Source organism: Nocardioides sp. (assembly GCF_050246775.1).
Lineage (GTDB): Bacteria > Actinomycetota > Actinomycetes > Propionibacteriales > Nocardioidaceae > Nocardioides.
Genome location: NZ_JBFWVK010000001.1, coordinates 1,684,484 through 1,697,133 on the forward strand (window position 1 = coordinate 1,684,484; position 12,650 = coordinate 1,697,133).

Genomic DNA, 12,650 nt, shown 5'->3' on the forward strand with positions numbered 1-12,650 from the left:
CGCCTAGCGCAGGACCTGCGCGTAGGCCATGTCGACCGGTGAGTCGTAGCCCGGCGCCTCGAGGAAGTCCTCGAGCTCCAGGTCCCAGCCGATCTCGATGTCGGGGTCCTCGGCCTGGCCGCGGTAGACCTCGAGGTAGGCGTCGCCCATGATCGAGGTGTAGAGCGAGTCCTGGTCGCCGACCGCGGAGATGACGTAGGGCTGGGCGTAGGGGATGCCGTGCAGACGCACCGCGTTGCCCGAGCACTTGATCCCCGTCGTCGAGATCACCCGCTGGCCCTGGATGGTGACGGCGCTCGCGCCGCCGAGCCACATGGCGTTGACGACGGCCTGGATGTCCTGCTGGTGCACCACCAGGAGCTTGACGCCGACCTCGTCGGTCACCTGCACCGACTCAGGTGAGTCCGTGAGCGTGACGGTCAGACCGGGACCGCTGACCGGCAGCCGGCCAGCAGGACCCTTGAGGTCGGCCACCTCGGCGTTGATCCGGTTGACCTTCTTGTCACCCACCCCGGCGGTCAGCTGCTGGACCTCCTGGTTGAGGTTGGCCGCGCGGGCCTTCAGGTTCTCCACCGCGCCGCTCTCAGCCGACACGATCGAGGACAGATCGGGGTAGCGCCCCGGTCGCAGGTCCGTCCCGTCGCTGCTCTCGGCACTGACCACGAACAGGGCTCCGCTGAGGATCGCCACGAGCGGAGTGCCCACCCGCCACACCTGACGGCGCCGCCTGGCGCGGGCGTCGAGGGCGGGGTCGTGGGCCATGGCGACTACGCTAGCCCGCGGCGCGGGAGAATTTGCCATTCACGCCGCCCCACTTGCCCTCGCCACAGCGTAGAAGCAGTACAGATCGGAGAACCTGGTGACCAAACCGAAGGCCGCGAAGCAGTACGTCGACCCCACCGCGGGGCCACTGCTGACCACGCGATTCGCGATCTCGCTCCTGCTCATCGTCCTCGGGATCGCGTGGATCGCCTACTACTACATCCAGGTGCGCGTCGACCCCACCGCCGTACCCGCTCCCAAGGCGGGCAAGCCGGCGTTCATGGCCGACCTCAAGGACTGGAACTACGCCATCGGCTTCGGTCTGGCGTTCCTCGGCCTCGGATTGTCCGCGCACCCTTCGACCCCGCTCGGCCGTGGCCGCGGCGTGGTGGTCGGGATGCTGGGCTGCTTCCTGGTCGGCCTGATCTGGATCTGTACGTTCTACGTGCTCAGCACCGACCTGAGCAAGGTGCCGGTGATGAACGACCTGGACCAGTTCAACCTGATGGTCGGCATCGGCTTCATGGCCGTCGGGTTCACCTTCGCCACCCGCTGGGAGTGATCGACCCGGTGGGCGAATGACACCGGTGTAGTTATGCACAGGAGTTATCCACAGTGGGGATAACTCTCCGGGTCGGGGGCGAGCCTCAGGCCAGCTGCGTCGTGCGAAGAGCCGTCGCCAGGACCAGGACGACCCCGATGGCGACCATCCCCGAGACCTGCCACGTCGTACGACGCGGCTTGGGGGCATAGATCAGCAGCGCAGCGATCAGGACACCGCCCAGGAACCCACCGAGGTGGCCCTGCCAGGAGATGGAGCCCGCGCCGACCACGGTGATGACGGCATTGATAGCGATCCAGGTCAAGATCCCCTGCACGTTGCCGCGGATCTTGACGGTCACGACCAGCAGGCCGCCCATGAGACCGAAGATCGAGCCTGAGGCGCCGAGGGTGGAGCCGTACTCGTAGGACGCCCAGTAGACCAGCACGGAGCCGGCCAGGCCCGAGAGCAGGTAGAGCGCCAGGAAGCGGACGCGACCGACGTAGGCCTCCAGCGTCGGCCCGAGCACCCACAACGCCAGCATGTTGAAGCCGATGTGCACGACCTCGACGTGGGCGAAGGTGCTGGTGATCATCTGCCAGTAGGCGCCGTCACTGACGCCCGGGAGCCAGGTGGCGGGGTTGACGCACGACGCCTCCGGCTGGTCGAACGCACCCTGCCCGGTGAGGCACACACCGTTGGGGCGCAGGGCCAACAGGTCCACGAGCCGGCTGCCGGCTCCGCCGGTGACCATGATGGCGATCCAGACCCCGACATTGATGATGATCAGGGCCAGAGAGGTCTTCTGGGGGTTCTCCGAGCGCGTCCCGCCGTACGTCGTGCGGGCGGCCCGGGTGCTCTTCGCGCCTTCAGCCACGCACTCAGGGCACTGGAAGCCCACGGCGGCATCGCGCATGCAGTCGGGGCAGATGGGCCGATCGCAGCGCTGGCAGCGGATGTAGGTCTCACGCCCGGGGTGCCGATAACAGGTCGGCACCCCGGGTTCGGGAGACGGTGGAGTGGTGTTCAGGACTCTGCGGATTCGCCCGACGCGGTTCGGATGACCTCGACCGTGTTGATGACCACCGGGTCCTTGGGGCGGTCGCCGGGACCGGTCGCCGTCGTACCGATGGCGTCCACGACATCGCGCGAGGCCTGATCGGCCACCTCGCCGAAGATCGTGTGCTTGAAGTTCAGCCACGGGGTGGCACCGACGGTGACGAAGAACTGCGAACCGTTGGTGCCCGGTCCGGCGTTGGCCATCGCGAGCAGGTAGGGCTTGTCGAAGACGAGCTCGGGGTGCGGCTCGTCCTTGAAGGTGTAGCCCGGGCCACCGGTGCCGGTGCCCAGCGGGCAGCCACCCTGGATCATGAAGCCCTCGATGACGCGGTGGAATCCCAGCCCGTCGTAGAACGGTCCCGACGTCTTGCCGCCGTCAGCCTTGTAGTTCTTGGTGCCCTCGGCGAGCCCGACGAAGTTGTCGACCGTTTCCGGCGCATGGTTCGGGAAGAGGTTGATGGTGATGTCGCCCCGGTTGGTCTTCAGGACGGCCTGCAGGTCAGTCATTGACTTGCCCTTCTAGTGACGATCACGTGAGTGCCGTGTTGTTGGCACGGTGCTGGGTGTACTGCGTGATCCTTTCAGGCGAGCGCAAGCTTTCAAACGCCACCACCCTTTTGGGCGCTTGGGTTCACGGCCCGAACATGGTGGGATGGAGGTCCGGGTTCGGCTAGCGAGAGGACGGGAAGCATGGGCTTCCGCAAGAAGAAGAGCCTGATGGATCAGGCGGGCGACCTGGTCGACCAGATCCTGCCTGCCATCGAGTCGGCCGTGGACACCGCCAAGGAGAAGGCCGTCCCGCTCTACCAGGACGCCAAGGACAGGGCCGTCCCGCTCTACCAGGACGCCAAGGACAGGGCCGTCCCCCTCTACAACGACGCCGTCGACTCCGCCAAGCCGGTGTTGGCCCAGGGCCGCGCGCTGGCCACGGAGAAGGCAGCGCAGGGCGCCGCCATCGTCGCCGAGCACGCCGCGACCGGTCGGGACCTGGCGACCGCGAAGGTCGCCGAGATCAAGGGTGAGCCGGCCAAGAAGAAGGGCAGCAAGCTGAAGAAGGTCCTCGTCATCACCGGCGTGGCCGGGATCGCCGCCTTCGTCTACAAGAAGCTGACCGCCAGCGACGACAGCTGGCAGTCGGCGTACACGCCTGCGCCACCGCCGCCGGCCAAGCCTGCCGCCCCCGTGGCCGAGCCGGCTGACGATGCTGCCGCCGCATCGCCCGACGAGGCGATCGCCGACGCCGTCGAGGAGCCGCACGCGGTCACCACCCCCGACGACCCGGCCGAGGTCGTCGAGGTTGAGGGCGACGAGGGCTCGTCCAAGTCCTGACGTTTCATCAAGGTATGTAGGTCAACCTCCGCTGTCCGTGTCGAATTCGACACGGACAGCGGGCATTTGCCTGCATACCTTGATGAACCTGGGGCTCAAGGGAGATCCTCTGGCCGGTGCTCGGCGATCCACGCATCGATCTCCTCCCACCAGGTGAAGAGCCACTCGATGCGTTCCTCGCGGCCGGCCGGGATGTCTTCGTTGGAGACCTGCCACCAGCGCATGATGATCTGCTTGTCCAACGGCAGCTCGCGCCACAGATCTCGCGCCGACACCAGGTGGTCGAGCCCGGTGTGGGCCACGAGCACGATGTCGGCCTCGGGGGCGGCGTCGAGGGCGGCCAGGAAGCCGCCCGGACGTGGCGCGAGGACGTGGATCATCTCCTCGGCGCGCTGCGCCATCCGCTCCATGCCGAGTTTGCGCAGCCGGTCGATGGCGCGCTGACGGCGCGCCGGGGTGAAGTTGCCGCCCTCGGGGAAGATCACGAACGCGTCGTTCTCGTCGAGCCCGGTGGCCAGGTCGGCGATCTGGTCCTCGAAGTTCTGGCCCTTGGCCGGGTTGGGCGAGATGAACCGGGCCGGGATCCGTCGCAGCACCACGTCGATCGCGGGGTCCCAGGCCATCGTGTCCTTCAGGACCACCCGCGGCTCTCGGCCGTACCAGTCCATCAGGGTGTGGATGAGGGTGAAGGAGTCCCCCACCCCCGCGTGACGACAGCACACCAGGATCGGCTTGCCGGGGTGGGCGTCCGGGGAGGGACCTTCGCTGATGATCCGCAGGCGGGCGACCCGCTTGGCCTCGCGGAAGAAGAACCACATCAGCATCTGCACGAGGTCGTAGTGCAGGCCCTCGAAGTACGGCGTGCGCATCTTCCACCCGAAGCCCGAGGAGATCCACAGGACGAACATCACGAGCAGGAGGATCGACTCGCAGGTCAGGTAGAGGATGAAGATCCACAGCAGGCGCAGAATCCGCAACCGCCCCGGGAACAGCGGCGAGAGGGCCGCCCCCACGATCAACCAGAACGGGAACGTCACCCAGATCAGGACGGTCAGCCCGATCATCGCCGGCGCCAGGATGAAGCGGCGCAGCGCCCAGATCACAGCGCGTCCAGGTAGTCGCGGCTGGCCTCGTAGGTCGCCTCCATCTTGGCCGCGACGGCTGAGAAGTCCCGGAACGCGAACATCGAGTCGTCGCGGCCGGAGGTGCCTGCGGCCGGGAGCACGTGGGCACTCACCCCGGGCGGAAGCTCGGACATCTCGCGGATGAACCGGTGTCGGCGCGCGATCTCGAACGACACCCGCGCCACGTCCCACGGGCGCTTGGGGGCGACCAGCGGACGGTCGATGCGCCCGACCTGGAGCACGAAGATCCGGGTCGCGCCGAGCTGGGCGGCCCGTCCGACCGGGATGGAGTTCACGATGCCGCCGTCCAGGTAGTGCTCCTCGCCCACCTTGGCCGGCGGCAACAGGCCTGGTACGGCGGCGCTCGCCATGACGGCCGGCACCACCGGTCCAGTACTGAACCAGTGTTCGGCGGACCGCTCGATGCTGGCCGCGCACACCTGGAACTGCACCGGGAGCTCCTCGAAGGTGAGGTCGCCGAACTCCTCCTGCATGCGATCACGCAGCGGTCGCGAGGAGAACACGTGGGTGCCGCTGGACACTGCGCGACGTACCGTCTTGAGCGGCTGGCTGGGGTAGACGTCGCGAGACTCCCCCACGGCGGTCCACAGCTCGACGAGTCGGGCGATCACCGAGCTCTGCGGCTCCCGGGCGACCAACGCACCGTTGAGCGCACCGACGCTGGTGCCGACCACGAGGTCCGGCACGATGTCGTGCTCGAACAGGGCCCGCAGCATGCCGACCTCGACCGCGCCGAGCACACCGCCACCACCCAGCACGAACGCGGTCTTCTCCACGGTCAGACCCTAGCGGCTGACGAGCTCCGGATGCTCCTGACGCGTGCGCTGCGTGACCCGGTGCTCCACCCAGAAGATCAGGACCGGGATCAGCCCGGCCACCAGCATCAGCAGCGTGAACGGGATCGTCCAACGGGCCCCGCGGGCGAACAGGAAGGCGACCACGACGTAGGCGATGTAGACCCACCCGTGGACGACCCAGACCAGGCTCAGCGTCTCGCCGAGCTGCTGGAGGTCGGAGCCCTCGGTGGTGAGGTAGCGCAGCGGCAGCGCCACGAACGCGCCGAACACGAGGAGCACCCCGACGATGATGGCCAGCACCCGGTAGGTCGTGAACAGTCTCTGCACGCCGCCAACCTACCTAGTCACCGACAACGGCCTCGTCGCGGACCAGCACCTCGTCGCGGACCCACCGCCACCAGATGAAGACCGCGAAGCCACCGAAGACCCACCACTCGAGGGCGTAGAGCAGGTTGCGCAGCGCGGTGAAGCGGCCGGCGTCGGGCAGTTGCTCCAGATCTGCCTGGACCAGCCCGGCGTACTCACCCAGCTGCACCGCGTAGGCACCGTAGAGGTCCTGGTCGACATGTTGGATGGCGTCAGCGATCCGCAGTTGCGGGAGTACGTCGTCCGCCGGGTCCGGGTCGGCCTCCCCGGTGCCCTCGGGAGGTTGCAGCCAGGCCACGACCTCTCCCGCTCCGTCCGGGGCGGCCGGTGCGTCCTGGAGGCTTGCGGTCCAGCCGAGGACGATCTCGAGCGCTGAGTCACCGCCGTCGACCTGGAGCGGAGTGACCATCCAGAAGCCGTCTCGGCCCTCGTGCTCGCGGCCACTGACGTAGACCGTCCCCTGGGGCACCCACGTGCCGGTGACGGTGACCGGTTGACCCACCAGGTTGCCCGGGAACGGGTCGTCGGGCCCGATGGCATCGGCCAGCGGAATCGGGTCGCGCTGGGTCAGGTCGGTGGCTTCAGCCGAGCGCCGCGTCTGCCACGCGTCGTACTGCCAGAGGCCCAGGCCGATCGCCGTGGCGACCAGCACGACCGCCAGCAGGTGGTAGCCCCAGTAGCGCGGCTGCAACGGACGAGGGACGGGCACCGCCCCAGCGTACGAGGCGGGCCAGACCGCTCCTCTCGGGCCTTGACTTGTCCGCCGGGGGACGTGAGCGTGACCGTAGGATTCACACGTCGTGTCACTACCAGCTGGAGGTCACCTGTCATGCCGCTTGACCTGTCTGCCGACGACATCGGGCCCGTCGATGTCGCCGTGATCCTCTTCGAGGGCAACGAGTTCAACGGCGAGGTCGCGCCGGCGCTGCTGGACCTGCAGGAGAGCGGCACCGTCCGCATCCTCGACCTCGCGTTCGTGCTGAAGGACGACGCCGGCGCGGCGTCGTACCTCGAGGTCACCGACGCCGACGTGGCTCACGCGTTCGACCGGCTCAGCGAGGGCCACTACGACCTGCTGAACGACAGCGAACTCGACGAGGTGGCCGAGGGACTCGAGCCCGGCACGTCAGCGCTGGTGGTGGTCTGGGAGAACAGCTGGGCGGCCCGACTGGGTGCTGCCATCCGGGGGTCGAACGGCCGCGTGGTCGCGCTCGAGCGGATCCCACGAGAAGACGTGCTGGCGGCCGTCGCCGCACTCGACGAGGAGGAGTAGACATGCGACGAGGACGACCGGGCCTTCTGGGCACCATGGCCCGCACGGCAGTGATCGCCGGGACGGCGACTGCGGTGTCCGGCAACGTGCAGCAGCGGCAGGCCCAGCGAGGCGCACAGCAGCAGGCGGCCGCCCAGGCGCAGCAGCAGGCGATGATCGATCAGGCGGCCGCCCAGGCAGCAGCACAGGCTGCTCCTGCGCCGCCCGCGGCGCCAGCCGGCATGTCGATCGACGACAAGATCACCAAGATCACCGAGTTGGGCAAGCTCAAGGAGGCCGGGCTCCTGACCGAGGACGAGTTCAGCGCCGAGAAGGCGAAGGTCCTCGCTCTCTGAGCGTTGTCGTGCGGGAATCCCCGGTCGACCGGGGATTCCTGCACAGTGGTGGACATCAGTGAGACGCACGAGGATGCTGAGCCCAGAGTTTCTCCCAGCCGCCCGAGGCGTGGGACCGACGAAAGCGAGCGACTGATGGACAGTTTCTGGGACTTCTTCTGGTTGATGATCTCGGCGTTCCTCTTCTTCGGCTACCTCATGGTGCTCTTCCAGATCCTCATCGATCTGTTCCGGGACCACAGCGTGTCCGGTGGCATGAAGGCCGTGTGGGTCTTCGGGTTGGTGATCCTGCCGTTCCTCACCGCCCTGATCTACCTGTTCGCGCGCGGCGGCGGCATGGCGCAGCGTGCGATGGCCGAGCATCAGAATGCACGGCAGCAGACCGAGGCCTACATCCAGTCGGTGGCCGGCGGTGCCTCACCCTCGGAGGAGATCGCAAAGGCGAAGGCCCTCCTGGACTCCGGGACGATCTCGTCGAGCGAGTACGACGCCCTCAAGGCCCGCGCGCTGCGCTGAACCATCCACAACGTCATCACTTCTGGTTGCCCAGGCGACCAGAGGTGATGACGTTGCGGGGCTCAGGCGGCGGGGGTGCGCAGTACACAGCGGAAGCCCTGGTGACTGGTGCCGGTGTCGATCATCTGCGGTCGACGGGCCGCGGGTCGGTAGCGCAGGCAGTACGACGGGGAGCAGAGGTGTGAGCCGCCCTTGACCACCTTGCGCGGGATCCGGAACTGCGGCTGCTCGGGGTCATAGCTCTGTTCCTGCTCGCCGCCGCGCGGATTGGTGGGCAGGCAACAGGGCTTGTCCGGTTCCTCGGGGTGCTGCTCGGTCCACCAGTCGTCGGTCCACTCCCAGACGTTCCCGGCCATGTCGAAGAGTCCGTAGCCGTTCGCTGGGAAGCTGCCCACCGGCGCGGTGCGCAGGAACCCACTCTCGCCGCTGCTGCGCCACGGGAAGTCGGGCCCGTCCCAGGTGTTGGCCATGATCCGTCCGCCGGGCCGTTCCTCGTCGCCCCAGGTGAACGCCGCGCCTTCGAGGCCGCCACGGGCGGCGTACTCCCACTCCGCCTCGCTGGGCAGCTCGCAGCCGACCCAGGTCGCGTAGGCGGCAGCGTCCTCGTGAGCGACATGGACGACGGGGTGGTCGAGCCGCTTGTCGATCGAGCTCTTGGGCCCGTTGGGGTGCTTCCAGCACGCGCCGGGCTTCCACCGCCACCACTGGCCGAGGTGCCGCAGGTCCACCGGTCCGCGGGTCGGGGTGAAGACCATCGACCCGGGCTGCAGGTTGGCCGCCGGCGCCCCCGGGTAGTCGGCCGGGTCGAGGGCGCGCTCTGCCACGGTGAGGTAGCCCGTGGCCTCGACGAAGGCGGCGTACTGCTCGTTGGTCACCTGCGTGGCGTCGATGGCGAATGCGTCGACGCGCACCCGACGCGTGGGCGCTTCCTCGGGGTAGTGGTCCTCGGAGCCCATCGTGAACGTGCCCTCAGGGAGGGTGATCTGCTGGCTGGCTCGCATCAGGTCAGACGATAGACGAGGCGCCCAGCTCCGGCACGAGTCAGCCGACGACCTGGACCAGCCCGACGACGAGGCCGATGAGCCCGCACAGGCCGAGGGTGCGCAGGATGCTCCACCCGCGGCGCAGGAGCAGGTACGCCGCCAGCAGGGCGATCGCGAGGGACAGTGGCTTCAGGGTGCCGGGGTCGGGGACCTGGAGGTGCAGCGGCCCCCAGGCGACGACCTCAACCTGGCGGAAGAGGGTGTGCACGGCGAAGAAGATCGCCAGGTTGGCGATGACCCCGACCACGGCCGCCATGATGCCGGTGAGCGCTGCGGACACGGCGTGGTTGCCGCGCAGTCGCTCGACGTACGGCGCACCGGCGAACACGAAGACGAAGCACGGCACGAACGTGACCCAGGTGGTGAGCAGCGCGGCGGTCACGGCCGCGACCCACGGGTTGAGGTCGCCGGGTGCGCGGTAGGCACCGACGAAGGCCACGAACTGGACGACCATGATCAGCGGGCCGGGGGTGGTCTCGGCCAGGGCGAGGCCGGTGACCATCTCCCCTGGCGCCAACCAGCCATAGACCTCCACGGCCTTCTGTGCGACGTAGGCGAGCACGGCATAGGCGCCACCGAAGGTGACCAGGGCAGCACCGGTGAAGAAGGACGCCTGGTCGGTGAAGATGCTGTCACGGCCCGTGAGGGCGACGACCACCCCGACCGGGATGCCCCAGGCCAGGAGGCCCAGCGCGACGACCTTGAGGGTGTGGGTGCGGCTGGGCCGCTCGGTGTGGAGCGCGTCGTCCGGGATCAGCGGAGCGGGCCCGTCCTCGGCGGCGCCGCCCCGCGCCTTCGCCACCATCGTGTACGGCGCCCATCGGCCCAGGGCCCAGCCGATCGCGGCCGCGGCGGCGACCACCAGCGGGAACGGGACGGCGAAGCACGCGAGGGCCACGAACGCCGCCACGGCGAGTGCCACCAGCGCGGGGTGACCCAAGGCCCGGCCGCCGACCCGGATGACCGCCTGCACCACGATCGCGAGCACCGCTGGGGCCACGGCGGCCAGGATCGCGGTGACGACGGTGGTGTCGCCGGCGCCGACGTACAGGGCGGACAGCCCGAGCAGGGCGATCACCCCGGGCAGCACGAACAGGGTGCCCGCGATCAGCCCACCACGCACGCCGTTGAGCAGCCACCCGATGTAGATCGCGAGCTGCTGGGCTTCGGGGCCAGGCAGCAGGGTGCAGTAGGAAAGCGCGTGCAGGAACCGCTGCTGCCCGATCCAGCGTTTCTCGTCGACCAGGGCGTGCTGCATGACCGCGATCTGCCCGGCCGGCCCACCGAAGGTCTGCAGCGAGATCGAGAACCAGACCTTCGTCGCCTCGCGCAGCGAGATGACGTCGCCCGGCATGCTCACAGTGTGGCGTACGTGGTGGAGCCTAGGGGACTCGAACCCCTAACCCCCTGCTTGCAAAGCACCCAAGAAGCAAGTGCCAAGAACGCTCTGACCTGCGCAAATAGTAGCCGAAGGTGGACATCTTTCCCCCACAAGTGCCACTCTTTCCCCCATAGGACCCCCATAGGACCCCCATGGGACACCCACTGCGACGGCAGCAGGGGGACGGCCGATCAAGCAGGGGGTTGTGGGGGACAGTCCCCCACAAAGCGTTCTGGCTCGGCGGGAGGGAGACCGACAGGTGGCGAGCAGAAGGGGTTTCGGCGAGATCGAGCGCCGAGTCAGCGCCAGCGGACAAGTGACCTATCGGGCCCGCTACGCGATGGCCGACGGCACTCGCTACTCACGCACCCTGGGCACGAAGCTCGACGCGGAGTCGTGGCTCGTTGCGGAGCGCACCCTGATCGATCGCGAGGAGTGGATTCCGCCGCAGGCGCGGCTGGCAGCCAAGCAGAAGCGTGAGGCCGCGGCGGCAACCAACACAGTGGCCGCATTTGCCGAGCGCTACCTTGCCGAGCGTGGTCTGCGACCGACGACCATCAAAGGCTACCGCACGCTGCTCGAGACCCGGATCCTTCCGCACTTCGGGGCAACCCCGTTGACCCTGGTGACCCTCTCGGACATCAAGGCGTGGCGGGCGTCCCTGGATCCCAAGGCAGAAGCAAGCAACGCTGCGGCGTACCGGCTGTTGCGCTCCCTCATGCAGGCTGCCGAAGAGGAGGAGCTGATCGACCGTGCGCCGCCGAAGGTGCGTGGAGCCGGTTCGGCGCGCGTGAAGCAGGTGGCGAAGCCAGCTACGTTCGACGAGATCGAGAAGATCGTCAGCGGAGCGCCGCCGCGGCTCCGGCTACTCATCGTGCTGGCGGCGTACGTCGGCCTACGTCAGGGCGAGCTCCTCGAGCTGCGCCGCTCAGATGTCGACGGCGTAACTGGCCGGATCCACGTCACTCGCAAGGTCGACAAGGACGTGACTCCCGGTGCCGACGGAGCTTGCCGTCGATGCGGCCGGGTGATCTCGTCACCGAAGACGGCCAGTGGCGTACGGACCGTGCACGTCCCGCCGCCGTTCCTGCCCATGCTTCAGACGCACCTTCTCCAGCATGCCGCCACCGGGCCAGATGGCCTGCTTTTCCCGGGTGATCGCACCGACCACATGAGCGTTCGCTACCTCATGGACCGCTATCGCCCAGCCCGCACAGCCGCGGGCCGGCCAGACCTGACACTGCACCACCTGCGGCACACGGCCCTCACGATTGCCGGACAGCATGGCGCCACCGCGGCCGAACTCCAGGCCCGTGCCGGCCACGCGTCCCAGGCCGCGATGGCCATCTATCAACACGCGACGCTCGACCGCGACAAGGCTCTCGCCGAGAAGATCGGCGCAACCTACGACGCCTGGCGCAAGGACCGCCGATCATGATCGTTCCGTTGGCAATCTCGGGGGTGTGAACTACAGTTGACAGCGTTGAACGTCGTCACGACCGACATCTACGACACCTGGTTCCGAAAGCTCAAGCGCAAGGACCCGCGCACGGCAGCGCGGATCCAGATGCGGGTCGACCGACTGATCTGCGAAAATCCTGGTGACGCCGAGCCGGTAGGCGGAGGGCTCTCGGAGCTACGGATCCACCACGGCCCGGGCTACCGGGTCTGCTGTTAACAACAGGGCGACGTGCTGTTGATCCTGCTCTGCGGCGGCGACAAGTCCACCCAGGTCAAGGACATCGAGAAGGCCCACGAGATCGCGACGGAGCGGGAGAACAATGGCAAAGACTGAGTTCAAGCCCTACGACTCGGCGGGCTACCTGAACTCGCTCGAGGACATCGGCTACTACCTCGAAGCCGTCCTCGAGGAGGCGGGCGATGACCCGGCGTTCGTAGCTCAGGCACTCGGCAACATCGCCCGCTCGCAGAACTTCAGCGAGCTTGCCCGCAAGGTCGGGATGAGCCGCGAGGGTCTGTACAAGGCGCTCTCGACCGACGGCAACCCCAGTTTCGCGACGATCATGAAGGTCGCCAAGGCGCTCGGCCTCAAGATCGAGTTCCACGCGGTCGCCTAGCCACACGATGATGCGGTCGCCCGTC

17 protein-coding genes are annotated in these 12,650 nt (G+C 68.1%); 8 read left to right on the forward strand and 9 right to left on the reverse strand.

Annotated elements, in window-relative coordinates:
- Positions 1-3: 3 nt before the first annotated feature.
- A complete protein-coding gene (locus AB7I40_RS08010) occupies positions 4-762 on the reverse strand; it encodes a DUF881 domain-containing protein (RefSeq protein ID WP_428347633.1) in 759 nt (252 codons plus the stop codon).
- Positions 763-859: 97 nt separating this feature from the next.
- Here AB7I40_RS08010 and AB7I40_RS08015 point away from each other — a divergent pair, with 97 nt between their 5' ends.
- Positions 860-1,324 carry a cell division protein CrgA gene (locus AB7I40_RS08015; RefSeq protein WP_428347634.1) on the forward strand — a complete coding sequence of 155 codons (465 nt, stop codon included), beginning with the start codon at positions 860-862 and terminating at the stop codon, positions 1,322-1,324.
- Between the two features lie 85 nt (positions 1,325-1,409).
- On the opposite strand, the gene AB7I40_RS08020 is transcribed toward AB7I40_RS08015, so the two are convergent.
- Complete coding sequence (locus AB7I40_RS08020; protein WP_428347635.1) at positions 1,410-2,180, reverse strand: rhomboid family intramembrane serine protease; 771 nt, start codon at positions 2,178-2,180, stop codon at positions 1,410-1,412.
- A gap of 149 nt (positions 2,181-2,329) precedes the next feature.
- Complete coding sequence (locus AB7I40_RS08025; RefSeq protein WP_428347636.1) at positions 2,330-2,869, reverse strand: peptidylprolyl isomerase; 540 nt, start codon at positions 2,867-2,869, stop codon at positions 2,330-2,332.
- Between the two features lie 183 nt (positions 2,870-3,052).
- Between AB7I40_RS08025 and AB7I40_RS08030 the strand changes: the two genes are divergently transcribed.
- Positions 3,053-3,691, forward strand: a complete 639-nt coding sequence (locus AB7I40_RS08030; protein WP_428347637.1) for a hypothetical protein — start codon at positions 3,053-3,055, stop codon at positions 3,689-3,691.
- 95 nt (positions 3,692-3,786) lie between these two features.
- On the opposite strand, the gene AB7I40_RS08035 is transcribed toward AB7I40_RS08030, so the two are convergent.
- Genes AB7I40_RS08035 through AB7I40_RS08050 form a run of 4 tightly spaced genes read right to left on the reverse strand, consistent with a single transcriptional unit; the run spans position 3,787 to position 6,708 of the window.
- Positions 3,787-4,794, reverse strand: coding sequence for a 1-acyl-sn-glycerol-3-phosphate acyltransferase (locus AB7I40_RS08035; protein WP_428347638.1), 1,008 nt, complete (start codon positions 4,792-4,794; stop codon positions 3,787-3,789).
- Positions 4,791-5,612, reverse strand: a complete 822-nt coding sequence (locus AB7I40_RS08040; RefSeq protein WP_428347639.1) for a patatin-like phospholipase family protein — start codon at positions 5,610-5,612, stop codon at positions 4,791-4,793. Before AB7I40_RS08040 ends, AB7I40_RS08035 begins: the two co-directional genes overlap by 4 nt.
- Before the next feature lie 9 nt (positions 5,613-5,621).
- Complete coding sequence (locus AB7I40_RS08045; protein WP_428347640.1) at positions 5,622-5,960, reverse strand: DUF3817 domain-containing protein; 339 nt, start codon at positions 5,958-5,960, stop codon at positions 5,622-5,624.
- Between the two features lie 13 nt (positions 5,961-5,973).
- The gene (locus AB7I40_RS08050; RefSeq protein WP_428347641.1) at positions 5,974-6,708 is read right to left on the reverse strand and encodes an SURF1 family protein; all 735 of its coding nucleotides are present in this window, start codon (positions 6,706-6,708) and stop codon (positions 5,974-5,976) included.
- A 120-nt stretch (positions 6,709-6,828) separates the two neighbouring features.
- On the opposite strand from AB7I40_RS08050, the gene AB7I40_RS08055 reads away from it, so the two are divergent.
- The 3 genes from AB7I40_RS08055 (at position 6,829) to AB7I40_RS08065 (ending at position 8,123) form a co-directional block, all read left to right on the forward strand.
- Positions 6,829-7,272 (forward strand): DUF6325 family protein, encoded by a 444-nt coding sequence (locus AB7I40_RS08055; protein WP_428347642.1) that lies wholly within the window; start codon positions 6,829-6,831, stop codon positions 7,270-7,272.
- Positions 7,273-7,274: 2 nt separating this feature from the next.
- Positions 7,275-7,607 carry an SHOCT domain-containing protein gene (locus AB7I40_RS08060; RefSeq protein ID WP_428347643.1) on the forward strand — a complete coding sequence of 111 codons (333 nt, stop codon included), beginning with the start codon at positions 7,275-7,277 and terminating at the stop codon, positions 7,605-7,607.
- 135 nt (positions 7,608-7,742) lie between these two features.
- Positions 7,743-8,123: an SHOCT domain-containing protein gene (locus tag AB7I40_RS08065; RefSeq protein WP_428347644.1), complete on the forward strand. Its 381-nt coding sequence runs from the start codon at positions 7,743-7,745 to the stop codon at positions 8,121-8,123.
- Positions 8,124-8,185: 62 nt separating this feature from the next.
- Here the strand turns inward: AB7I40_RS08065 and AB7I40_RS08070 are convergent, their stop codons facing one another.
- Together AB7I40_RS08070 and chrA are read right to left on the reverse strand one after the other, a co-directional pair.
- Entirely contained in the window at positions 8,186-9,124 is a 939-nt protein-coding gene (locus tag AB7I40_RS08070; RefSeq protein WP_428347645.1) for a formylglycine-generating enzyme family protein, read from the reverse strand.
- 40 nt (positions 9,125-9,164) lie between these two features.
- A complete protein-coding gene (gene chrA, locus AB7I40_RS08075; RefSeq protein WP_428347646.1) occupies positions 9,165-10,520 on the reverse strand; it encodes a chromate efflux transporter in 1,356 nt (451 codons plus the stop codon).
- 286 nt (positions 10,521-10,806) lie between these two features.
- Between chrA and AB7I40_RS08080 the strand changes: the two genes are divergently transcribed.
- The 3 genes from AB7I40_RS08080 (at position 10,807) to AB7I40_RS08090 (ending at position 12,625) form a co-directional block, all read left to right on the forward strand.
- Positions 10,807-11,985 (forward strand): tyrosine-type recombinase/integrase, encoded by a 1,179-nt coding sequence (locus AB7I40_RS08080; RefSeq protein WP_428347647.1) that lies wholly within the window; start codon positions 10,807-10,809, stop codon positions 11,983-11,985.
- A gap of 45 nt (positions 11,986-12,030) precedes the next feature.
- Entirely contained in the window at positions 12,031-12,225 is a 195-nt protein-coding gene (locus AB7I40_RS08085; RefSeq protein ID WP_428347648.1) for a type II toxin-antitoxin system RelE/ParE family toxin, read from the forward strand.
- A 103-nt stretch (positions 12,226-12,328) separates the two neighbouring features.
- Positions 12,329-12,625 carry an addiction module antidote protein gene (locus AB7I40_RS08090; RefSeq protein ID WP_428347649.1) on the forward strand — a complete coding sequence of 99 codons (297 nt, stop codon included), beginning with the start codon at positions 12,329-12,331 and terminating at the stop codon, positions 12,623-12,625.
- Positions 12,626-12,650 lie beyond the last annotated feature (25 nt).